Source organism: Nostoc sphaeroides, from assembly GCF_003443655.1.
GTDB classification, from domain to species: Bacteria; Cyanobacteriota; Cyanobacteriia; order Cyanobacteriales; family Nostocaceae; genus Nostoc; species Nostoc sphaeroides.
Genome location: NZ_CP031941.1, coordinates 2124680 through 2147365, shown reverse-complemented (window position 1 = coordinate 2147365; position 22686 = coordinate 2124680). Strand labels below are relative to the sequence as shown.

Sequence of the window (22686 nt, the reverse complement as noted above, 5' to 3'; positions counted from 1 at the left end):
TCAAAATTTTCGTTACAAAATAATCATTTTGGTTACTAAAGTCGTTATTTTTGCTACTAACGCTATGATCTAAGTTGTGTTGAACTCAACGTTTAGTCAACAAACGCCCCAATGTTGGGTTTAGTTCGTAAATAGAATTTCTAAAAAGAGCGCGATGTCTACGATCGCCTGTCATCCTTGAACACAAGGCTCATACGTGTCAACAAAAGCCTTGAAATAGTTTCGCTGTGGGCCTCCTCACCCGCCAGAGAATAAATTCTCTGGCTAATAGCTAAAGTCTACTGAAGTAGACTAAAGATTTTAGGAATATTTAGTCTACTTTAGTAGACTTTAGCTATTATTCTTGGAACTTCAGTTCCTTGCGGGACATTGTTTTCAAGTTAAGTTGACACCAATGAGCAATGTGCTTTACCCCTACTGCATAGTCTATTTACCTGAAAATAGCTGTAATGCCTACTATGAAGTTCCGCCTTGCTCAAAAGCATTTCCAGGTTTTACCTAGAAACGAGATTTCAAAAAACAATTTTAGCGTAGGCGTAGCCCGCCGTTAGGCATCGCACCAACCGATCAAACCACCAAAGATCAACTCTGTGCTACAATCCGCGCTGCGAGGTGTTACGGGAATTATAGAGTATTGGTATTGAGTCGTTAATCGAGTTCTTCAGTAAGGATGGATGAGATCAGGAGAGAGGTTTAGGGCGTACCTATTTTGGAATGCTTTGTCCAAAAGTGGGATGTTTTGTATAAACCCTTGATTTATCTTTTTCCGAGTTAATAATATATTAACTACGCAGTGAATAACTACTTAATAACCACATGTGGTAGAGGTGATTATGGCTAATTCATTATTCAGTTTCTTTAACCTCTCTGATTTGAATGGCACTAATGGCTTTTTAATTAACGGCATTGCAGCAGGTGACGAATCAGGCAACTCAGTCAGCAATGCAGAGGACATCAACGGTGATGGCATTGACGACCTGATTATTGGGGCAGTAAATGGCAACCTCATTGGCAACTCTAGTGCTGGGCAAAGCTATGTAGTGTTTGGGGGGAGAAATCTGGGCAGTGGCGGCAGCCTCAACCTCTCTGATTTGAATGGCACTAATGGCTTTTTAATTAACGGCATTATTCAAGCTGACAACTATTCACGCTCCTCAGTCAGCAATGCAGGGGACATCAACGGTGATGGCATTGACGACCTGATTATTGGGGCAGAAAATGCCGACCCCAACGGCATCTCTGATGCTGGGCAAAGCTATGTAGTATTTGGGGGGAAAAATCTGGGCAGTGGCGGCAGCCTCAACCTCTCTGATTTGAATGGCACTAATGGCTTTTTAATTAACGGCATTGCAACATATGACCGATTAGGCATCTCAGTCAGCAATGCAGGGGACATCAACGGTGATGGCATTGACGACCTGATTATTGGGGCACGCGAAGCCTCCCCCAACGGCATCTCTGGGGCTGGGCAAAGCTATGTAGTGTTTGGGGGGAAAAATCTGGGCAGTGGCGGCAGTTTCAACCTCTCTGATTTGAATGGCACTAATGGCTTTTTGATTAACGGCATTGCAACATATGACCGATTAGGCAGCTCAGTCAGCAATGCAGGGGACATCAACGGTGATGGCATTGACGACCTAATTATTGGGGCATTTGTTGCCTCCCCCAACGGCATCTCTGGGGCTGGGCAAAGCTATGTAGTGTTTGGGGGGAAAAATCTGGGCAGTGGCGGCAGCCTTAACCCCTCTGATTTGAATGGCACTAATGGCTTTTTAATTAACGGCATTAAGCAATTTGACCGTTCAGGCAACTCAGTCAGTAATGGGGGGGACATCAACGGTGATGGCATTGACGACCTGATTATTGGGGCACAATATGCCGACCCCAAGGGCAACAGAGATGCTGGGCAAAGCTATGTAGTATTTGGGGAGAAAAATCTGGGCAGTGGCGGCAGCCTCAACCTCTCTGATTTGAATGGCACTAATGGCTTTTTAATTAACGGCATTAAGCAACTTGACCGTTCAGGCAGCTCAGTCAGCAATGCAGGGGACATCAACGGTGATGGCATTGACGACCTGATTATTGGGGCATTTGGTGCCTCCCCCAACGGCAACAGATATGCTGGGCAAAGCTATGTAGTGTTTGGGGGGAGGAATCTGGGCAGTGGCGGCAGCCTCAACCTCTCTGATTTGAATGGCACTAATGGCTTTTTAATTAACGGCATTGCAGAGGGTGACTTCTTAGGCATCTCAGTCAGCAATGCAGGGGACATCAACGGTGATGGCATTGACGACCTGATTATTGGGGCACGCGAAGCCGACCCCAATGGCATTAGAGATGCTGGGCAAAGCTATGTAGTGTTTGGGGGAAAGAACATCGGTAGTGGCAGCGCGATTATCCTAACGGGAACTGCTGATGCAGACACTCTCATCGGTACAATTGGGAACAACATCATCGACGGCAAAGCTGGTAACGATACCCTCACAGGCAACGGTGGTCAAGATAAGTTTGTGTTTCGCGTTGGCGATCGCAATGACATTATCACCGATTTTGGTGGCGTAGGTAAAGGCTACAACCCATCATCGGCTGTGATTGCCAATGTTGATACACTGCAATTTATCGGTTCGGGATTGACTGCCCAAAATCTGCAACTAACTCAAAAACGCAACAACTTAGAAGTCACCTTTGAAAATGTGGCATCCACCAAAGTCCAATTGCAAAACTTTAAATTAGAAAACCTGGATAATCTGCCAGCAATTTCTTCAAGACCTGCACTCGGCAATATTTTGTTTGATGGACAAAGTAGCATTGCTGATAGCTTTGATGTAATTAATGCCAACTCCACTCAAACTAGCATTTTCAACAAAAACACTGTCACCTTCCTTAATGAATTAAACAATAACATCGCAGGTTTTGACAACTCAGATGATGTGATTAATGGTCAAGGAGGTAACGACATAATTAATGGCTTAAGTGGCAATGACTTGTTGCGGGGCGGGTCAGGCAATGATATTCTCATCGGAGGATTCGGCAATGATACTCTTGTAGGTGGTGTAGACAATGATATTTTCGTTGGTGGTGTAGGTGCTGACAAATTCCTTTATAATACAAATGCTGCCTTTGCCTCTTCTGCTGTTGGTGTAGATGCGATCGCTGACTTTAACCACTCTCAAGGTGACAAGATAATCTTAGACAAGACTACCTTTAATACAATTACTTCTACTGCGGGAACAGGTTTTAGTAACGCCAATGATTTTAAAATCACAACTTCCGCCGCAACTAGCACCGCAAAAATTGTCTACGATGCTGTGAGTGGACAGTTGTTCTACAACCAAAATGGCAGCGTGGCTGGTTTTGGCAGTGGTGGTTTATTTGCAACTCTAACTGGTGCGCCAACTCTGACGGCATCTGATTTTGTGTTACAAGCATAAGTTTGCCCAAAATATCGAGTTCCAAGCTTGAAGTTTCATGTTTCAAGCTTGGAAAATAGAATTGAACCTCTTCTGAGGCGCATTCCCCCACTTGTTCCGAAGTGGGGGTTAGCTGAATCCTTTGCTAACAACTCTGGGCTACTTATACCAATTCAATTAATGATTGCAACACATCCTTGGGTAAAGACGCGATGAATCGCGTCTCTAAAAATGGTCTATTTGTCGCATTCTTTTTTCAAATTGGTATTAGATAGACGAGTCATTTCAAACAATTGCTGGGCATTACTTCCTAAAAAAGCATCAAAAAGTACCTGCTTTCCAGATTCCACTTCTATTAGATAGCGCTGGGCAATTTCATAATAGGCGTAAGTCCAAGGGATTTGAATTTCTGCACCACTGTTATCATCTAATACTGTCACCATTTCTGTGACCGCTTGAGTTGCAGTTTGCCGCAAACCACAAGCAATATTTCCCTCTATCTCTGCTTTCATTGGTACACCCAGGTTAGCCAAAGCATCGGCGGTAGTCTCAATGTCTGGATATTCTGGGGTGTTTTGTCCGTTGATGTAGCCTGTAAAATGATTGACAGCATATCCGTGCAGCAATACCCAAGCCCCATACTGAGTAACCTGATTCACCTCTTCGACAACAGAACGCACAGGAGGTAGCCAAGGGCGGGTAAAAACTTGCTGGAGTTGTTTAGCAATGGTTTCAATGTTCCCGTCTTTTTGTAGAAGAGTAGCGGGTAAATTTAGTTCGTATGGAATTGAAGATACTGTTTTAAAGATGAGTTGGGCAATATTAGCAGGCAATTCATCGACAATCAACTCGCTAATAAACAGTTTGGGTAAGTTAAATTCCTCTTGCTGTGGATGACGATAATAACGGGCGTACAAATGGGTTTGAGCAAAATTATACTCTCCAGTTGCCACGTAACCTAAAGCTTCTACAAGTTGCCCAAGATAGTCAATTCCCAGGTTAACTTGACCCTGTGGACTATCTACTAATAAACGCAAAGACCGAAAGGCAATGTGGTCGTTGGCGACAGTCCCACCCGCAGCAGTAATCATTTGCTGGTAGGTACGCGCATGATTTACTCTGGCATTATATTCTTGCCAAAGTAATTTCCATAAATTAAGGGCAATTTTATTTGTCATTTGTCACTTGTACTGAGCGAAGTCGAAGTATTTGTCATTTGTCATCTTTTAAGAACTTAAAATCTCGCTGATAATCTGAAGGGCTGTCTGAATTTGGTCGCTGTCGATAACTAGAGGGGGACAGAAACGAATTGCTGCTTTACCGCAACCTAGCAATAATAAACCGCGTAAAAAAGCTTCTTGAATAATGCGATCGCGCAATTTATGATCAAGATTACCCTGTTCATCCAATAAATCCACCGCAACCATCAAACCTTTACCTCGTGGCAACGATACTCTAGGAAATCTTTGATGCAACTCGGTAAGACTAGCTTGTAATAATTCTCCCATCTGAGTAGCGTTGGTCATCAAACCACTTTCCAGCAGTCGCAGTGTGGCAATACCAGCAGCACAAGCTACGGGATTACCGCCAAATGTGGTAGCGTGAGAACCAGGAGGCCAAGTCATTAACTCTGGTCTGGCAAGTATCGCTCCTAATGGCAAACCACTGGCGATACCTTTGGCAGTAGTAATGATATCAGGCATGACACCCCAATGCTCGATCGCAAATAAGCGACCAGTCCGCCCCATCCCTGCTTGCACTTCATCCACTACCATCAGAATACCGTGGCGATCGCAAATATCCCGAATCCGCTCCAAAAAACCATCTTCGGGGACAATATACCCACCCTCTCCCTGAATCGCTTCGACTACGATCGCCGCTACTTCTTGCGGTGGTAAAATTGTGCTAAATAACTGTTGTTCTAGATAATCTAAGCTAGCGTGAGTGCCATAAGGGATATGAGTCACCCCAGGAACTAAAGGCCCAAAATTCGCTCGCTGCACTACTTTAGAACCAGTCAGAGACATTGCTCCATAAGTGCGTCCGTGAAATGCCCCTAAGAAGGCTACAATTAGCGATCGCTTGGTGTAATATCTAGCTAGTTTGATGGCTCCTTCGGTAGATTCTGCCCCGGAATTGGTGAAAAATACCTTTGCGGGAAACCCAGTATTACTATGTGGCTGGGGAAAGGGGGCGCGAATCGCTAATTGTTCCGCTAGTTCCACCATTGGTTCATAATAAAAATCCGTCCCTGACATGTGCAGCAGACGTTCGGATTGTTCTTGAATTGCTTTAACGACTTCCGGGTGGGCGTGTCCGGTGGCGGTAACGGCAATACCTGCGGTCATATCCAGAAATACATTGCCATCCACATCTTCTATCATGCACCCTTGACCGCGAGATACAACTAAGGGGTAATCGCGGGTGTAAGAAGGGGAAGTGACAGCGCGATCGCGTTGTACAATTGCTTGAGCGCGAGGCCCAGGTAAAGAAGTTACTATACGGGGTGTAAGGGGTAAATTTAAGTTAATAGGGATACTTAACATAATTTTTTCAATTTTTTTGCATACTACTGATGATTAAACGCTAAAGTTTGATTGCTGACAGTAGCATTTGATTCCATTAGTGTAGAAATTACGCATTTACCAAAAAAGCTTCACAGTAAAGATTTTCGGATTTTGTAAGACTTTGCCCGTTTTTATAACACAACTTCTGCGATCGCGTCATATTACATTTTTTGAAGCATAACAGCTTCACTATTAACTGAGCGTAGTCGAAGTGCTGCGCCTCTGCATAAGCTTATTCAGCAACGCCAACCACGAGAACTCACAAAAAGCGTGTCACAATCAACATTAGGCATTAATAAATCTGGGCGTATGTTCTGGCAAGACGGACAGCTAATATACAACGGCAAATACAAAATAGAAAAATACTTGGGTGGTGGTGGTTTTGCACTTACCTACGAAGCAATGCATACCAAGCTAAACCGCCGAATCGTCATCAAAACCCCCAACATCAGCGTTCAACGTGACCCAAACTATCCTAAGTACGTTGAACGCTTCAAAAAAGAAGCCGAGATGCTGGCAATGTGTTGTCAAGACTCACATCCTCATATTGTGCAAGTATTCGACTTTTTTGAAGAAGATGGTCACTACTGTTTGGAAATGCAATACATAGCAGGCCAGAGTTTGTGGGAGTATGTGCAACGCCAAGGAGCATTACCCGAAACTAAGGTTTCAGAGATTTGTAAAAGTTTGTAAACAAAATATATTCTACGAAGCCTTGCGAGTTCTAGCTTTTCGTTACCTGGCACTGTTTAAATAGGCAAGGCACTAAGGCGCAGGCTTGGCAAACACAAAAAGCCGAAATGAATATCTCAACATTAGATAAAATATAAATGTAATATATAAATCAATACCCAGTTTTTCAACCTTGTAAACACAGGGTCAATAATGACTACTAAGGAACAAATTAATCAAGAACTAGAAAAATTACCTGAACCCTTATTACAGGAAATTTTAGATTTTGTGCAATTTTTGCAAGCCAAACATCAAACAAACAGCATATCTTCAGATAGCCAATCTGCTCAGATGCTTAGAACAGAGCATACCTTAACAGGTTCTACTGCTGAAGATTTATTAGAATTTGTGGGCAGTTGGGAAGGTTCAGATATTAGAGAATGCCTGCAACTAGTTCATGACAGTCGGATACCTCTAGAATTTTAATTATGTATCTCTTGGATACTAATCACTGTTCCTTCTTGATGGAAGGTGTGCCTAGCGTTGTAAATCACTTGCGATCGCTTGGTCAGGTACAATTAGCAACCAGTGTTATTGTTGCTGGTGAGTTGCACTTTATGGCACAAAACTCACATCAAAAAGCTGCTAATTTAATAAAAATTAATGCATTTCTCAAAAGAATTAACCTATACGGGATCGACAAAGAAACAACAGAAATCTACGGTGATTTTAAATCAGAAATTATCAAGCAATTCGGCCCAAAAGAAAAAAATAAACGTAAAACAACCAAATTAAATACCATAGGCATTAGTGAAAATGACCTCTGGATAGCTGCTACAGTTTTACGTCATTCATTGACTCTTGTTTCATCTGATAGCGACTTTGAGCGAATGCGACAAGTCAGAGAAATTTCTTGGGAAAGTTGGGTGTAAATTAAGCAGGGTAAAAAAACAGCTAATTTTTTACACCTACTCAATTAATTCAAAAACTTCTCCACGCATCTAACAAATATTTCTACGCCCATTCCCAAGGCGGTTTCGTCAAAATCAAACCGGGGATGATGATGGGGATACGCCAAATCTTTCTCTGGATTCGCAGAACCTAAAAAGAAATAGCAACCAGGAACCTCTTGTAAGAAGAATGACATATCTTCAGCAGCCATAGTTTGGCATTCTGGCACAATACCCAACGGGGTTTCTACTACTACTTCTTCTGCTACAGTTCGCACTAATTCTGCCATCTTCATATCATTAATTACTGGTGGGTAAAGTGACCAGTATTCTAAGTCATAACTCGCACCATGACTTTGACAAATTCCAGCAATAATCTGCTCGACGCGCTGGTTAAAAAAGCCTTTCAAACTAGGATTAAAATACCTGACAGTAGCACTCATTCTCGCTGTATCAGCAATCACATTCCGCTTGGTTCCAGCATGAAGTTCGCCCACTGTCACCACAGCCGAATCAATAGGATTCACATTTCGAGCGACAATAGTTTGCAAAGCATTGACAATTTGGGCAGCAACTACAACAGAGTCAACAGTTTGATGGGGTAGTGCGCCGTGTCCACCTTTGCCCAAAATTGTGCAGTTAAAGCATTCTACAGCTGCCATCAACGCCCCAGCCCGCACACCCACTGTTCCCAAGGGTAAATTATTCCACAAGTGCAAACCAATAATTGCGTCAACATCAGGATTTTTCAGCACTCCAGCTTCAATCATCGGCTTTGCGCCTCCTGGTGATTCTTCTGCTGGCTGAAAGATAATTTTTACTATACCGGAAAAGTCTTGACGATGCTGCTGGAGATAGTAAGCTGTACCTAAAGCGATCGCAGTATGTCCATCATGTCCACAAGCGTGCATCACTCCATTATGCTGCGATTTATAGGGCACTTCGTTGAGTTCTTGGATTGGCAAAGCATCCATATCCGCCCGAATCGCTAAAACTTGGGGAGTAGGGAGTGGGGAGTGGGGAGTGGGGAGTTTGTTACCCTTGATGGTGGCAACAATGCCAGTTTGGGCAATGCCAGTTTGATGCTCAATTCCCCATTCTTGGAGTTTTTGTGATACAAACTCAGCCGTCAGTTTTTCTTGAAAACCCAACTCTGGTTGTTGATGCAATCGTCGCCGCCACTCTACCAATTGCGGTTGCAATGAACGGATCGAAAGTCGGATGCGAGATAAATCAACAGAAGAGGAATTGGGAAAGGTAGAAACCATTATGACAAACTAGTTTAAGTACAGCTAACTTAATTTATTGTAGGGAATGGGACTGGAACGTGGGAAGAAAATTAATGCCCAATGCCTAATTTAAAGTGCTTGTCGTTACCCACATTTTTGTAAAAGTCAAAGTGTAACCGCCTAGAACTGAAGTTCCGCGGCTCATAGCTTAAGTCCACTCAAGTGGACTAAAATTTTTGCTCTTACAGAGTATCGTTAAGGCAGGGTAGCAACTAGCGCGACGCAGAGAGAAAAAAGAAATTCTTAACCCAAGTGTATTGATATTTAGTCCTCTTGAGAGGACTTTAGCTATTAGCCTTGGAATTTATTCCCAGGCGGGATGGCAACGAAGCGAAGATTTATTTTGTAAAAGTCAAAGTGTAACCGCCCAGAACTGAAGTTCCGCGGCTCATAGCTTAAGTCTACTCAAGTGGACTAAAATTTTTGCTTTTACAGAGTATCGTTAAGGCAGGGTAGCAACTAGCGCGACGCAGAGAGAAAAAAGAAATTCTTAAACCAAGTGTATTGATATTTAGTCCTCTTGAGAGGACTTTAGCTATTAGCCTTGGAATTTATTCCCAGGCGGGATGGCAACGAAGCGAAGATTTATTTTGTAGAAGTCAAAGTGTAACCGCCTAGAACTGAAGTTCCGCGGCTCATAGCTTAAGTCCACTCAAGTGGACTAAAATTTTTGCTTTTACAGAGTATCGTTAAGGCAGGGTAGCAACTAGCGCGACGCAGAGAGAAAAAAGAAATTCTTAAACCAAGTGTATTGATATTTAGTCCTCTTGAGAGGACTTTAGCTATTAGCCTTGGAATAAATTCCAAGGCGGGATGGCAACGAAGCGAAGATTTATTTTGTAAAAGTCAAAGTGTAACCGCCTAGAACTGAAGTTCCGCGGCTCATAGCTTAAGTCCACTCAAGTGGACTAAAATTTTTGCTTTTACAGAGTATCGTTAAGGCAGGGTAGCAACTGGCGCGACGCAGAGAGAAAAAAGAAATGCTTAACCCAAGTGTATTGATATTTAGTCCTCTTGAGAGGACTTTAGCTATTAGCCTGGGAATAAATTCCAAGGCGGGATGGTAACGAAGCGAAGATTTATAAACCAATACGCTTGGCTTTGTGGAAAATTGCTTTGTTGGGTAACGCTAAAGCTTAACCCAACAAAGTCCCGAAATGTTGGGTTTCGTTCCTCAACCCAACCTACACATTTCAAGGTTTTTGGCGCTAACCCAAGCCTATTGATTTATAAAGATGTTGGTAATGACAAGATTTAAAGCGTCAGTGTTTCCCAATCTAAATCTGATGCTACTTGAGCAAGTTTATCTAAATCACTTAGGTTATCTAAATATGGTAAGCAGCCTAAAACTGGCGTGTTAGTAAGTGATTGAATCAATTGCTGTGGTGTCCAGTCAGCTATTTCTGCATCAGTTCGAGGTTGTACGCAGTTCAGCACAATGCCTTTAAGATTCACGCGCGATTGTCTAGCTAATGCTACATTCGCCACTGCTTGAGCGATCGCACCTAATCTAACTGGTACTACCAATACCGTTGGTAAACGCCATTCTCCTGCTAAATCAGCTACCGTTAATTCCTCAGTTATCGGCGAACCTAATCCACCCAAAGCTTCTACAAGCACAAAATCACGATGCGATCGCAATTTAGATAAAGCTTGCCAAACTACTGCTAAATCTACTTGGCGATTTTCCCGCGCTGCTGCGATCGGAGGGGCTAAAGGTGCTTGAAAGTACAAAGGTGTAATTTCTTCTGAAGATTGTTCTAGTGTAAATAGCTTTTGATACCATTCGCGATCGCCAATCCCCGATTGAATCGGTTTCATGATTCCCCAGCTACGCTGCGGATAATATTTTTGCCAATAGGCTGCTAAGGCTGTTGTTAAAACAGTTTTACCAGCTTCAGTATCAGTTCCAGTAATTAGTAGTGTATTTAACATTAATTTCTTTGACCAGAAAATGGTTGTGTTCCATCAACTGGCGGAAAACTTGGCGTTTCACCAGTGGTCGGAATTGGGCTAGGTGTCTCTGTCGGAGTTGGGAAGGGTGTTTGTGTAAAAATTGGGTTGGGTATCTCTGTTGGAACTGGGGGCGGTGTTTGTGTCGGAATTGGGAAGGGTGTTTCTGTCGGGATTGGTAGCGGTGTTTCTGTAAAAGTTGGAGTGGGTGTTTCTGTCGGGATTGGCTGGGGTGTCTCTGTAGGTGTTGGTTTTACTGGTGTTTCTAATGCAACACTAAGGCTGTAATTGCTTTCGGCAACTCCTGGAACCAGTGTTAACTCAATAGTATATCTACCAGTAACCAGCAATGGGCCTTTATATGATGTTACTTGTTGAACATTCTGATCAATTGGTTGTTGATTGGGACTGAAGACTGTTAGCAAAACGCTGCTTCCTGGGTCAATAAACGCAGTTAAATTGTCACCTTCCTGGCCAAGAAAAGTGTAGCGAATGATTTGATTTGTTTTGAGAGTATCTGTAACCGTGCTTGGGTTAGATGCTTTAAGATTGAGCCGCCTACTAGATATAACAGGTTGTTCGGGGGTGGGTGTGGATGTGAATGTAGTACCACCAGAAATAACTGGTGAAGGGAAATTTTGGGGAAGCGTCTGTGTTGGTTTTTGCTGACTGCGGATGGAACTTACTAATGCCCAAGAACCGAATCCGGCTACGATTACTACAGCAGCGCCAATTGCTGCGATCGCTAAGGGATTATCCAAGACTGAGCTAGCTGAACTTGGTGGAATCACCGGATCGGGTTGTTTTTTGGGGGAAGCTGCTGCTGGTACTGAGTCAGGACGGCGACCAACAGCCATTGTTTGCAAGTTAGACGTATTTAAGGGCGGAAGATTGACTTGCTCTAAAGATTGTAGTGCAATAGATACACTAGCAGCACTTTGATAGCGATCGCTCGGTATATGATTCAACATTCGATTCAACACTAAAGCAAATCGCGGATTAACTGTTGCCCATCGCTGCCAATTCCAAGTTAGTTGGTTTTCGTCAAATAGATCCCTTGGTTCTTTACCAGTCAGCAAAACAATTGCTGTTACTGCTAATGAATACAAGTCACTACTAGGATAAGCTCCTCCTGTTTGCATTTGTTCACTAGGAGAGTAGCCTAATTTTCCCACAGTGGTTTCTGGCATTGTGCTTTCTGGCGATCGTAAACGAGTTGCCAGTTCTTTTACCACCCCAAAGTCAATTAACACAGGTTTAGCGTCACTATCTCGCAAAATAATATTTTCTGGAGAGATATCTCGGTGAATAATCCCTCTATTGTGAATATGCTCTAAAACAGGCAGCAACAACTGGATCAACTTCAATACTTCAGCCTCTGTGAAAGTTTGACCCATAGCTTGACGTTCAGCCAGCAGAGCTTGGTACGTTTGCCCAGCAACGTAGTCCTCCACCAAAAATAAACGTTGGTCTTGCTCAAACCTTTCCCTGAATTTAGGGACTTGTGGGTGTTCAATTTGATATAAAATGGCAGCTTCTCGGTGAAAAAGCTCTTGTGCCTTCTCCCTAGCCAAAGCCTCCGTTGCTGTTGAAATCAATTCCTTGATCGCGCAAAGTTCGTTAAAGCGCCTCTGGTCTTCTGCCAGATAGGTTCTACCAAATCCTCCTTGTCCGAGAATTTGAATTATGCGATAACGGTTTTGCAAGACAGTGCCAACTGTAATGGGTGGTTGCATGATCGAATGATTGAGTGTAGTAGCAACTGAGGAGGAAGTCACCCACAAAGATTAAGTCCAAGAGGCGACACAGTTACATGCAGCGATATTTTACCTTACCTAATGGGTATACCCCCAGTTCGGAGTATATGCATCACGCTTCAAAATATAATAGTTGTAGATTTTTTTATTTGTCAGTGCCTTAAAATTAAATCTCTAGTTTATTTTTTATTGCTAGTATCATAGAATATAATAGGATACATAATGAACACGTAGTCCAGAATGTTCTCCTGTCTAAGAACAAACTTCAACACCACTTATACTTGTAAATGCTTTACTGTCAGTTAGAAATGAGGTACTTAGAAGAAGCAATCTATCACACCAATCTTTGAGAGATTAAGGTTATTTACCTCAACCCCAAAAATTTGAACTATAAACCTAGTGGACGGACTAAATGTCCGTTAAGCTATCAATAGTTTGCTTGCCAAGAAAATTAGACAGTTAGCCAATGATAATTTTATGGGAAAATGTTTAAATTTTGTATGGAAGCTTTAACAAAACTCACAAATGTTTTTTTTAAGCGATTTCTCGGTTAAACCTATTAAATCTTTAACGATAATATTGCTATGAATGCACATAAAGGATCGGCTGTGCTTAGTTCTGCAACTTTCAAAGTGCAATCATCTGCAACAGGACTGACCGATAATCATCGCCTGCGGCTGTTTTCTGGCTCTGCCAATATACAACTGTCTCAAGAAGTTGCTCGTTATGTGGGTATGGACTTGGGGCCAATGATTCGCAAAAGATTTGCCGATGGAGAACTTTACGTCCAAATCCAAGAATCGATTCGGGGTTGTGATGTCTATTTAATCCAGCCATGTTGTCAACCCGTAAACGATCATTTAATGGAATTATTGATTATGGTTGATGCCTGTCGCCGAGCTTCTGCGCGACAGGTGACGGCAGTAATTCCTTACTATGGTTATGCCCGTGCCGATCGCAAAACGGCAGGAAGAGAGTCAATAACCGCCAAGCTAGTTGCTAACTTGATCACCGAAGCAGGGGCCAACCGCGTTCTAGCAATGGATTTACACTCGGCTCAGATTCAAGGCTATTTCGATATCCCCTTTGACCATGTTTACGGTTCGCCAGTCTTGCTGGATTATCTAGCAAGCAAACAACTGCCCGATCTGGTAGTGGTTTCCCCCGATGTTGGCGGTGTAGCGCGAGCCAGAGCATTTGCGAAAAAACTAAATGATGCCCCACTGGCGATTATTGACAAACGTCGTCAGGCCCATAATGTTGCCGAAGTGTTAAATGTCATCGGCGATGTTAAAGGCAAAACAGCAGTGTTGGTGGATGACATGATCGACACTGGCGGCACGATCGCCGAAGGAGCGCGATTACTGCGTGAAGAAGGAGCGCGTCAAGTATACGCCTGTGCAACTCATGCAGTGTTCTCTCCACCAGCGATGGAGCGTTTGTCCAGTGGCTTGTTTGAGGAAGTCATTGTCACCAATACAATTCCCATACCAGAAAACAATCGTTTTCCCCAACTAGTGGTGCTGTCAGTGGCCAATCTCTTAGGAGAAACTATCTGGCGGATTCATGAAGATACTTCAGTTAGTAGTATGTTCCGCTAGTCAATACACAGACTGTCATTCATGTTATAGGCATAAATTACCCACGCTGAACCCTTGATCGGGTACAGTGTGGGCTTTTGTGCGATTTGTTATCGTCGCAGATAGATTCCTTGTAGAGACGGCGATTTATCGCGTCTCCCTAACCGTCAAAATGAATTTGACAGACCACTAGTACAGGGGGCGCGGAAATAAACCTACCATTTCATTACGGCCAGAAAGCGCAAAATTAAAGTTAGGAACACCCGTAAGGGCACGGCAGTGCCGTGCCCCTACACCTAACGATATAATGTTGTACCGCATCTGAATGGGAACCGCTATATGCCTCGACAATAAATATATATGATTTGCATTTATAGCGTATATCAAAAGAAGATTTTGTATCTTATTGCCAGATTTTTCAGGAATTAATCTCCATAATAAAAGCACTCTACCTCTAATTCAAGAAAGTAAAAAAGCTCTAGAGGTTTTTTGAGCAAAAACCGTCTCAATCACGTTTCGACACATTAATGCATAATGTGAGCTATTTGTATAGTACCTAAATCCTAGTAGAATATTTTCGCCAATCTAAGTAGGAAGATAGATGGAAGTTTCTGGACGCAACATCAATTACCCACTGAATCCTCCTCCCACTCTTGAAGATTTTCCCGTCCTTCAAACTGAAAAATATATCCTACGCCTAGCATCAACCGAAGAAGAATTAGAATCAATTTTTCGGTTGCGCTTTGAAGTTTTTAATATTGAACTAGGCTTGGGATTTTCTGCTTCTAACTTTACGCAGATGGATATAGATAAGTTTGATGCGGTTTGCCATCATTTAATCATGATTTCCAAACAAACGGGTAAAACCATTGGAACTTATCGGATGCAAACCTATACAATGGCTTCTCAAAGATTAGGCTTTGATGCTGCCGATATATTTAATCTTAATGCGATTCCCAATTCTGTGCTTCAGGCATCAGTTGAAGTTGGACGTGCATGTATAGATAAAGAATACCGCAACAGTCAGACACTTTTACTATTATGGAATGGGCTAGCAAATTATCTCATCTGGAGTAGAAACCAATATTTCTTTGGCTGTGCATCATTATTAACACAATGTCCTGCACAAGCTACTTGCACTTATGATTATTTTCAGCAGAATGGCTTGATGCATCCAAGTATTTTGGTGTATCCAAATTCACAATTTTGTCTAAAAATGCCTCCAAAATGTCCAGATTCATTCAATGTTAAAATACCTAAAATTTTGCAGGCATACTTGAATATTGGTGTTAAAATATGCAGTATTCCAGCTATTGATCGGCACTTTAAGACCATTGATTTTTTAACGATATCTAATAGCAAAGATTTTGCTAGATGGCGTTACCAAGTATTGTAAAAATTCTCTTTTGTTCTAAGCTCGACTTTATCCATTTTTTGGCAACGCGATGCCTGCGGCAAGCCGCTAAAAAGCGTCTACGCTATCACTGAAGGCATAGATAAGCAAGTAAAATACAGTATATTGCGATGTCTGATGAACAGGTTCAGATATAATAACTAGCGATGTCTACGACGGGCGTAGCTGTGGCACTTCATCCAGTGCGCCTGCCTGACTGGATTATTTTAGACAACTTATTGCTTGGGAAAACTACTTATGCGCCATCTCAAATTTGCTCCGAGTTGGTTGCGATTTTTAATTACTTTCTTATTGGTGATGGGTATATTGTTTCGCTTTTTCAACCTTGATGGCAAAGTTTACTCGCATGATGAAACTTATACTTCATTGCGGCTTTCTGGTTACAGAATAACTGAAGTAAAACAACAAATTTTTAATAATCGTGTCATTAGTAGAGAAAGCTTTGCCCAGTTTCAAGGTGTAAATCAACAAAAAAGCTTAAATGACACAATCATGAATTTGGCAAAAGAAGATCCTTACCATCCACCGCTTTATTACATAATAGCCAGATTGTGGATGGAAATCTTTGGTAATTCGGTGACGGCGATTAGAAGTTTATCTGCCTGCATCAGTTTGCTGGTTTTTCCTTGTGTTTATTGGCTATGCCGAGAATTATTTAATGTGCCATTATCGGTTCCTGGTGTAGCGATGCCTGCGGCGGGCTACGCCTACGCACTTATGGCAATTTCTCCAATTCAACTAGTTTATGCTCAAGAAGCACAAGAATATATTCTCTGGTTAGTCACCATATTACTATCTAGTGCGTCCCTGCTGCGAGCAATGCGGCTGGAATCACAAGATAAAGATGAGCCAGTAACAGAACAAAAACGGCCAGATTTATTCGCAATCTGGAGCATTTATGCAGTAAGTTTAGCTATCAGTCTTTATACATTTATTTGGAGTCCATTTATAGCATTTGCTCACGGAATTTATGTAATGAGCGCTGCCAAATTCAAGTTGACTGAAACTGTCAGAACTTATCTTTTAGCATCACTGGTAGGTTTTTTAGCTTTCATGCCTTGGATAACAATTGTGATAGGTGACTTTTTTCAATTTTTGATTTCAGCAGATAAAACAAAAATGCAGTCATCTTCGATGCCAGTATTTCCATTTTTAATGATGCAGTTAACCCGGATTTTTTTTGATATAAACCTTAGCCAAGATAATCCTCTTAACTCTTTAATTACACCAATATTTTTAATCCTGGTAGGATATTCAATTTGTTTTCTTTGTCTCACAACCAACTATAAAGTCTGGGTTTTTCTCATCACATTTATTGTAGTGCCAGCACTACCCTTAATACTGTCAAGTGCAGGTGGCATACGATTATCTACCGAACCATATTTCCTACCAGCTTATTTAGGAATCCAAATAACTGTTGCTTACCTACTAGCTACGCAAGTATATAATGGGAGCGGATCACGCCGGAGCATTTGGCAGATAATTATAGTATTAGTGATTATTTGTGGACTGATTTCTTGTAAGGTGAGTTCCCAAGCAGAAACTTGGTGGAATAAGGGTATGAGTTATGGCAATCCCCAAGTTGCCCAAATCATCAATCAGACGAGTAGTCCACTTTTGGTTAGTGATGCTTTGGGCAATAATTTTGGGAATGTTTTGTCTCTAAGCTATCTTTTGGAACCAAAAGTGCGATTTTTGTTGGTGAATAACCAAAAAACTCCTAACATTCCTGATGGGTTTGCTGATGTATTTTTACTCAATCCTTCAGACACTTGGCGCGAAACAATCGAAAAAAAGTATAATTTAAAGACAGATATTGTTTACAGCGATCAATATTATTCGGTCTGGAAATTTGGTAAATATCCTAAGTTGCGCCGACGTAATATTTTAATTAATAATAAGTTATCTGCCAGTTTATAGCGCAATACGCTTAGGTTAAGGATAATCGTAGGTTGGGTTGAGGAACGAAACCCAACAATTAACGCAAGACGCTTGGGTTTCACTTGAGTAAGTAGAGAACAAGAGCAAGCTCCTCGCTTGCTCTGATGTAGCTCATTTGATTAGGAAAAGCTATATAACAGGGCTATTTCATTCTCATCTAGCCCGCCTCAGAATGAATTCACCAGTCTAATAGCGAAAGTCGTCTAAAGACGACTGAGAAAATGCAAGATTGTCTATAAGCCAATACAGTTCAGTTAAGCCCAAAAACCTTGGTAAAGACGCGAAATTTCGCGTCTCTACAGGTCTAAAATTAGTACCAAAAATCCTTAACTGAACCGTATTGGGCTATAAGCGATCGCTAATTATTTTGAGTTGATCTTGAGTCTTAATTGGCTCTCGCGGTGCTGGTAATTCGGTATTAGGCCAGTTGGGTAAATCATTGCAGGGGCATAACAACGCCGGCATTCCGACGTTTCGCGCGGCTACTGGCATACTGCAACGGCTGCAAGGTAGCATTTCCCAAGCTGATGTCAAGAGTTCAGCAATGGTTTCGTGTGTACCCTCTAGGTAACAATCACCCGATTCTGGTGAGAGAATTTTTTGCCAGCACTCTTCAAATTCTTCACTATAGCGATCGCCATTTAGCACCGATAGCGGCAAAAAGCTTGCCTTACCGTTGCCCGTAATCACTTTCTTACCCAACTGAAACCAGTAGGCAAGGTATCCTCTAACTTCTTGTTTGGTTGCCATATTACAATTTTAGATTTTAGATTTTGGAATAGTTAAGAATCTTGACTTGTGAATGTTCCAGAATCCCCTCTAATTGGCAATGGATAACCAAGCCTGCTGAGATTGAGAACATGACCACCAGTAACTAAATAAACAGGATTGCTGATTACACCTAGCTGGCGCACTAAAGAACCCAGGCGATCGCGGAACGCCCTCCCAAGGGGATAAGCTGGTATCACACCCCAACCCACCTCTTCTGCTACAAACACCATATCAGCAGCCACCAGATCCACCGTCTCTAATAACTCTGCAACAATGTTTTGCCAGCTAAACTCGTCCTCTTCTAAGAGATTAGCTACCCAAGTACCTAAAGAATCAACTAAAACACAGGTATAAGGTTTGACATCGGCGAGGGTAGCAGACAGTTCTACAGGTACAGATAAAGTTTCCCAGTCTTGGGGACGACGTTGTTGATGTTCTAAAATGCGTTGATGCCATTCTTGGTCATCTGGGTTATCGGTGGCTGTTGCTACGTAAACAACTGCTTTTTCTGACTGCATGGCCAGAGTTTCCGCCCATTCACTTTTACCAGATCGTGCTGGCCCTGTTACTAAGATGATTTTACCCAAAGTTGTTTCCTAAAAATTTTAACAAATATGCCTAACATTGCAATTTATCATCGTAGTTTTTTACTTTATCGGCAAAATTTTTAGTTTCAAATAACTTTTAAGGGATAAAATTAGCACCAGCATCATTGATGTCACAATTGGCAAAAGCCGAAAATCCCAACAACCCCATTCTTAATTATTTAACACCATTGGGGACAGTAAACCTTAGGATGTCTTTATGAACGCAGGCTTAAAACGCATAGAAGCAACTCTACATGATTTAGGGAATCGCGGTACTGCCTCTGCCGCCGAAGCTGGTGATTCGACGACAAAACGGCCTTTCTCCTTTAGAATCAGTGTCGGAGCCAACGAATCCACAGAAAGTACACAAACTCCATCCTCTCAGGAAGAACAAACAGGTGACACTGAAAGAGATTATCCTACTGAACAAGATTTCTTTCCTCACCATGAGTCTGTGCAGACCTTTCAAGCAGAAGAGGATGGTAGTAAAACACCCAGCCTACCCAAGTTGAAAACTCCGACCTTTAGTAGCCATCGCCACGGAGCAAATCCAGGATTAGCGATGAATCTATTACAAGAAATTCAGGAAACTGTCGCAGGTTGGCAAATAGAACTGCAAAATATTTTGAAGCAAATTCAGGATATTTACTTAGAAGGGCCAATTGTCAATGGCTGGTTAGAATCCAATCCCAAGGAACCAGAAGCAGGAGGAACTGCAACACTACGCCATGCAGAAGTTGACCGCCTGATGAACTATGTAGAAGAAATTTGCGCCACTGGTGGGAAAGTATCTTATCAATCATCTATTACTGGCTACCGCCTCTGTGGTGTAGACGATACTGGTAAAGTCTGGTCGCGTCCATGTCCAGCAGATCAGATTCCGAATGTTAGCATGGCGATCGCACGTTACCAAAAGTTACGTCAACTGTTAGGGCGTAAGCAATCTTTGGAAACCCGCCTGAGTCAACTGGCTCAAACACTTGTAGTTTTACATAGTCATATTCAACAAACGTAAAGTTTTAAAGATTATTTCCGAAGAAACTCGGTTGGTGGGTGGGGAACTTTTGGTTTAAATTAACTCTCAGCAGTTATGCGTTGGATTTAAGATTTTAATCTAAAATCGTTCGACTGAGCGACTTGCCTTGAGCGAAGTCGAAAGGAGCCGAAGTCCCAAATCTCAAATCCAAAATAAAATCTATGCCAGACACCCAAATCTCTGCCATTATCTGTACCCACAATCGAGATACCTATTTAGGGGCTGCAATTGATAGTCTTTTAGGGCAGGATTTTGCTGCTGACTTTGAAATTGTGGTAGTTGATAATGGATCTAGCGATCGCACTCGTGAGGTTGTAGAACAAAGGGCCCACAATCCGCGCCTGAAGTATATATTTGAACCCACCATTGGTTTATCTGTCGCCCGCAACACGGGTGCAAAAGTAGCTAGTGGTGATATTCTTGCTTATTTAGATGACGATGCCGTTGCAAGCAAGGGCTGGCTACAAGTTTTATATTTTGCCTATTACAATAATTCTAAACTAGCGATCGCAGGTGGCAAAGTCACTCTCATTTGGCCTCCAGGAATCCAGCAACCACGGTGGCTATCTCCAGGGCTAGCTGCAAATCTGGGTGCATACGATTTGGGTGACAATATCATCTATATCGAGCAACCTGGCTTAACACCCAGAGGCTTAAATTACTCCATCCGCCGCAGTTTCCTAGAAGAAATTGGCGGTTTTGATCCTCATCTCGGTCGAGTAGGAAAAAACCTACTATCAAATGAAGAACTGCAAATGACCGAATTTGCCCTACAGCGTGGTTGGCAAGTTGCTTATCTTCCCAAAGCGCTGGTTGCTCACAATGTTGCCCCAGAACGCCTCCAACGCTCCTGGTTTTTAAACCGGGGCTGGTGGCAGGGTATCAGTGAATGCTATCGAGAACAACTCGCTGGTAAAGCTGGAATCGCTCAATTACAGCGAGGTAGCGAACGGTTTGTGCGCGGCTTGTATAAGGCATTGCAATATTTTTCTGATCCAGCAGAACGGTTTGACAAACTTGTATATGCTTACGGTCAGATTGGTTACTTAAATGCTGCTATTCAAGGTCTTTTATCCAAATCAAATAATAAATAAACAAGAATTCAGAATTCAGAATGCTTTACTCCTAACTCCTAACTCCTAACTCCTAACTCCCAAATATATGCCATCTAAAATACCAGTTTCTGTATTAATTCCGGCAAAAAACGAACAAGCAAACTTGCCTGCTTGCCTTGCTAGCCTCAGCAGAGCAGATGAAATATTTGTAGTAGATTCTCAAAGTACTGATAACAGCATTGAAATTGCTAACAGTCACGGTGTAAATGTCGTACAATTCAACTTCAATGGACGCTGGCCTAAAAAGAAAAATTGGTCTTTAGATAATCTACCTTTCCGTAACGAATGGGTTTTAATTGTAGATTGCGATGAGCGCATTCCTCCCGAACTTTGGGAAGAAATTGAGCAAGCAATTCAAAACAATGAATATACAGGTTATTATCTCAATCGCCGCGTATTTTTCTTAGGAAAATGGATTCGTTATGGTGGCAAATATCCCGATTGGAATCTCCGTTTATTTCAACATAAAAAAGGTCGCTACGAAAATCTCAATACAGAAGATATTCCGAATACTGGTGACAACGAAGTTCACGAACATGTGATTTTGCAGGGCAAAGTTGGGTATCTGAAAAATGATATGCTCCACGAAGACTTCCGCGACCTTTACCACTGGTTAGAACGACACAACCGCTATTCCAACTGGGAAGCCAGCGTTTATTTTAATATTCTCACAGGTAAAGATGATAGCGGCACTATCGGCGCGAATCTATTTGGTGATGCAGTGCAACGCAAGCGCTTTTTGAAAAAAGTGTGGGTACACCTGCCATTTAAACCAATTTTACGATTTGTTTTATTTTATATAATTCAACGCGGTTTTTTGGATGGCAAAGCCGGATATATCTATGCACGCTTGCTGAGTCAATATGAATATCAAATTGGCGTTAAACTCTACGAATTACGCAACTGTGGTGGTCACTTAAATACTGCAACTACCCCAAAAGAAGAAGCAGGGGAGCAGGGGAGCAGGGGAGCAGAGGGAGAGCTATTGACCATTGACTCCTAACTAATAACTCCTAACTCCTAACTCCTAACTAAATGACTAATGACTAATGACCCTTTCGTAGATTTACGCAAATATGACCAATCTTGGTTTGATCGGGGGCGTCCAGGTTGGTATATTTTATTATGGTGGCTTGTACAAGCGATCGCCTTTCCCCTGACTCCTCAACCGTTAAATATTCTACGTTGCGCTCTGCTACGACTATTTGGCGCTCATATCGGCGAAGGCGTATTAATTCGACCCACCGCCCGCTTTACCTACCCTTGGAAAATTACCATTGGCAACCACAGTTGGATTGGAGATAACGTAGTTTTATATAGTCTCGATCAGATCCACATCGGTGAACACTGCGTAATTTCGCAAAAAAGTTACCTGTGTACTGGTAGTCATGATATCCAAGACCCTGCCTTTGGGTTAAAAACAGCGAGTATCACCATTGACAATGGTGCATGGGTAGCAGCAGATTGTTTTGTTGGGCCGGGAGTGCAAATTGGCGCTAATGCTGTGATTGGCGCTCGTAGTAGTGTTTTTACTAATATGCCTTCTGGGCAGGTTTGCTGGGGAAGCCCCTGTCGTCCAAAGATGACTCGGATAAAACTTGATTCCCCCACAAACCCCTGATTTGAGTGCGTTGTGGGGGTAAT

At 42.3% G+C, this 22686-nt stretch carries 18 protein-coding genes; 11 read left to right on the top strand and 7 right to left on the bottom strand.

Features of this window, described 5'->3' with window-relative positions; all coding sequences use genetic code 11:
* The first annotated feature begins 833 nt into the window (after positions 1–833).
* Positions 834–3431 carry a beta strand repeat-containing protein gene (locus tag D1367_RS09690; RefSeq protein ID WP_118166199.1) on the top strand — a complete coding sequence of 866 codons (2598 nt, stop codon included), beginning with the start codon at positions 834–836 and terminating at the stop codon, positions 3429–3431.
* Between the two features lie 215 nt (positions 3432–3646).
* On the opposite strand, the gene D1367_RS09685 is transcribed toward D1367_RS09690, so the two are convergent.
* Together D1367_RS09685 and D1367_RS09680 are read right to left on the bottom strand one after the other, a co-directional pair.
* Positions 3647–4588, bottom strand: a complete 942-nt coding sequence (locus D1367_RS09685; RefSeq protein WP_118166196.1) for a DUF1338 domain-containing protein — start codon at positions 4586–4588, stop codon at positions 3647–3649.
* A gap of 48 nt (positions 4589–4636) precedes the next feature.
* Positions 4637–5956 (bottom strand): acetyl ornithine aminotransferase family protein, encoded by a 1320-nt coding sequence (locus D1367_RS09680; protein ID WP_118166193.1) that lies wholly within the window; start codon positions 5954–5956, stop codon positions 4637–4639.
* Between the two features lie 291 nt (positions 5957–6247).
* Between D1367_RS09680 and D1367_RS09675 the strand changes: the two genes are divergently transcribed.
* From D1367_RS09675 to D1367_RS09665, 3 genes are all read left to right on the top strand, one after another.
* The gene (locus tag D1367_RS09675; RefSeq protein WP_118166190.1) at positions 6248–6670 is read left to right on the top strand and encodes a serine/threonine protein kinase; all 423 of its coding nucleotides are present in this window, start codon (positions 6248–6250) and stop codon (positions 6668–6670) included.
* Positions 6671–6862: 192 nt separating this feature from the next.
* Entirely contained in the window at positions 6863–7135 is a 273-nt protein-coding gene (locus tag D1367_RS09670; RefSeq protein ID WP_118166187.1) for a DUF2281 domain-containing protein, read from the top strand.
* A gap of 2 nt (positions 7136–7137) precedes the next feature.
* Positions 7138–7581, top strand: a complete 444-nt coding sequence (locus D1367_RS09665; RefSeq protein WP_069070167.1) for a type II toxin-antitoxin system VapC family toxin — start codon at positions 7138–7140, stop codon at positions 7579–7581.
* A 44-nt stretch (positions 7582–7625) separates the two neighbouring features.
* Here the strand turns inward: D1367_RS09665 and D1367_RS09660 are convergent, their stop codons facing one another.
* The 3 genes from D1367_RS09660 to D1367_RS09650 form a co-directional block, all read right to left on the bottom strand.
* Positions 7626–8867, bottom strand: a complete 1242-nt coding sequence (locus tag D1367_RS09660; RefSeq protein ID WP_118166184.1) for a M20 family metallopeptidase — start codon at positions 8865–8867, stop codon at positions 7626–7628.
* Positions 8868–10142: 1275 nt separating this feature from the next.
* Positions 10143–10823 (bottom strand): dethiobiotin synthase, encoded by a 681-nt coding sequence (gene bioD / locus D1367_RS09655; protein WP_118166181.1) that lies wholly within the window; start codon positions 10821–10823, stop codon positions 10143–10145.
* Positions 10823–12577, bottom strand: coding sequence for a serine/threonine-protein kinase (locus D1367_RS09650; RefSeq protein WP_118166178.1), 1755 nt, complete (start codon positions 12575–12577; stop codon positions 10823–10825). The genes bioD and D1367_RS09650 overlap by 1 nt, the downstream gene beginning before the upstream one ends.
* Before the next feature lie 605 nt (positions 12578–13182).
* Between D1367_RS09650 and D1367_RS09645 the strand changes: the two genes are divergently transcribed.
* The 3 genes from D1367_RS09645 to D1367_RS09635 all read left to right on the top strand — a co-directional run bounded on the left by D1367_RS09645 (position 13183) and on the right by D1367_RS09635 (position 17512).
* On the top strand, positions 13183–14199 hold the full coding sequence (locus D1367_RS09645) for a ribose-phosphate pyrophosphokinase (protein WP_118166175.1): 1017 nt from the start codon (positions 13183–13185) through the stop codon (positions 14197–14199).
* A 580-nt stretch (positions 14200–14779) separates the two neighbouring features.
* Positions 14780–15574: a GNAT family N-acetyltransferase gene (locus D1367_RS09640; RefSeq protein ID WP_118166172.1), complete on the top strand. Its 795-nt coding sequence runs from the start codon at positions 14780–14782 to the stop codon at positions 15572–15574.
* 255 nt (positions 15575–15829) lie between these two features.
* Positions 15830–17512 carry a glycosyltransferase family 39 protein gene (locus D1367_RS09635; RefSeq protein WP_118166169.1) on the top strand — a complete coding sequence of 561 codons (1683 nt, stop codon included), beginning with the start codon at positions 15830–15832 and terminating at the stop codon, positions 17510–17512.
* Between the two features lie 366 nt (positions 17513–17878).
* On the opposite strand, the gene D1367_RS09630 is transcribed toward D1367_RS09635, so the two are convergent.
* Together D1367_RS09630 and cobU are read right to left on the bottom strand one after the other, a co-directional pair.
* A complete protein-coding gene (locus tag D1367_RS09630) occupies positions 17879–18283 on the bottom strand; it encodes a hypothetical protein (protein ID WP_118166166.1) in 405 nt (134 codons plus the stop codon).
* 32 nt (positions 18284–18315) lie between these two features.
* Complete coding sequence (gene cobU, locus D1367_RS09625; protein WP_118166163.1) at positions 18316–18891, bottom strand: bifunctional adenosylcobinamide kinase/adenosylcobinamide-phosphate guanylyltransferase; 576 nt, start codon at positions 18889–18891, stop codon at positions 18316–18318.
* Between the two features lie 217 nt (positions 18892–19108).
* Between cobU and D1367_RS09620 the strand changes: the two genes are divergently transcribed.
* The 4 genes from D1367_RS09620 (at position 19109) to hpsU (ending at position 22663) form a co-directional block, all read left to right on the top strand.
* Positions 19109–19906 carry a hypothetical protein gene (locus D1367_RS09620; RefSeq protein ID WP_118166160.1) on the top strand — a complete coding sequence of 266 codons (798 nt, stop codon included), beginning with the start codon at positions 19109–19111 and terminating at the stop codon, positions 19904–19906.
* Between the two features lie 182 nt (positions 19907–20088).
* Positions 20089–21021, top strand: coding sequence for a glycosyltransferase family 2 protein (locus tag D1367_RS09615; protein WP_118166157.1), 933 nt, complete (start codon positions 20089–20091; stop codon positions 21019–21021).
* A 67-nt stretch (positions 21022–21088) separates the two neighbouring features.
* Positions 21089–22045 carry a glycosyltransferase family 2 protein gene (locus tag D1367_RS09610; RefSeq protein ID WP_118166154.1) on the top strand — a complete coding sequence of 319 codons (957 nt, stop codon included), beginning with the start codon at positions 21089–21091 and terminating at the stop codon, positions 22043–22045.
* A gap of 39 nt (positions 22046–22084) precedes the next feature.
* The gene (hpsU, locus tag D1367_RS09605) at positions 22085–22663 is read left to right on the top strand and encodes a hormogonium polysaccharide biosynthesis acetyltransferase HpsU (protein ID WP_118166151.1); all 579 of its coding nucleotides are present in this window, start codon (positions 22085–22087) and stop codon (positions 22661–22663) included.
* Positions 22664–22686: the final 23 nt, after the last annotated feature.

Coding starts and splice junctions, on each gene's coding strand:
- D1367_RS09665 (WP_069070167.1), top strand. CDS start 7,138: ATGTATCTCTTGGATACTAATCACTGTTCCTTCTTGATGGAAGGTGTG.
- D1367_RS09635 (WP_118166169.1), top strand. CDS start 15,830: ATGCGCCATCTCAAATTTGCTCCGAGTTGGTTGCGATTTTTAATTACT.
- D1367_RS09685 (WP_118166196.1), bottom strand. CDS start 4,588: ATGACAAATAAAATTGCCCTTAATTTATGGAAATTACTTTGGCAAGAA.
- D1367_RS09660 (WP_118166184.1), bottom strand. CDS start 8,867: ATGGTTTCTACCTTTCCCAATTCCTCTTCTGTTGATTTATCTCGCATC.
- D1367_RS09645 (WP_118166175.1), top strand. CDS start 13,183: ATGAATGCACATAAAGGATCGGCTGTGCTTAGTTCTGCAACTTTCAAA.
- D1367_RS09615 (WP_118166157.1), top strand. CDS start 20,089: ATGCCAGACACCCAAATCTCTGCCATTATCTGTACCCACAATCGAGAT.
- hpsU (WP_118166151.1), top strand. CDS start 22,085: ATGACTAATGACCCTTTCGTAGATTTACGCAAATATGACCAATCTTGG.
- bioD (WP_118166181.1), bottom strand. CDS start 10,823: ATGTTAAATACACTACTAATTACTGGAACTGATACTGAAGCTGGTAAA.
- D1367_RS09670 (WP_118166187.1), top strand. CDS start 6,863: ATGACTACTAAGGAACAAATTAATCAAGAACTAGAAAAATTACCTGAA.
- D1367_RS09680 (WP_118166193.1), bottom strand. CDS start 5,956: ATGTTAAGTATCCCTATTAACTTAAATTTACCCCTTACACCCCGTATA.
- D1367_RS09620 (WP_118166160.1), top strand. CDS start 19,109: ATGAACGCAGGCTTAAAACGCATAGAAGCAACTCTACATGATTTAGGG.
- D1367_RS09630 (WP_118166166.1), bottom strand. CDS start 18,283: ATGGCAACCAAACAAGAAGTTAGAGGATACCTTGCCTACTGGTTTCAG.
- D1367_RS09690 (WP_118166199.1), top strand. CDS start 834: ATGGCTAATTCATTATTCAGTTTCTTTAACCTCTCTGATTTGAATGGC.
- D1367_RS09640 (WP_118166172.1), top strand. CDS start 14,780: ATGGAAGTTTCTGGACGCAACATCAATTACCCACTGAATCCTCCTCCC.
- D1367_RS09610 (WP_118166154.1), top strand. CDS start 21,089: ATGCCATCTAAAATACCAGTTTCTGTATTAATTCCGGCAAAAAACGAA.
- D1367_RS09650 (WP_118166178.1), bottom strand. CDS start 12,577: ATGCAACCACCCATTACAGTTGGCACTGTCTTGCAAAACCGTTATCGC.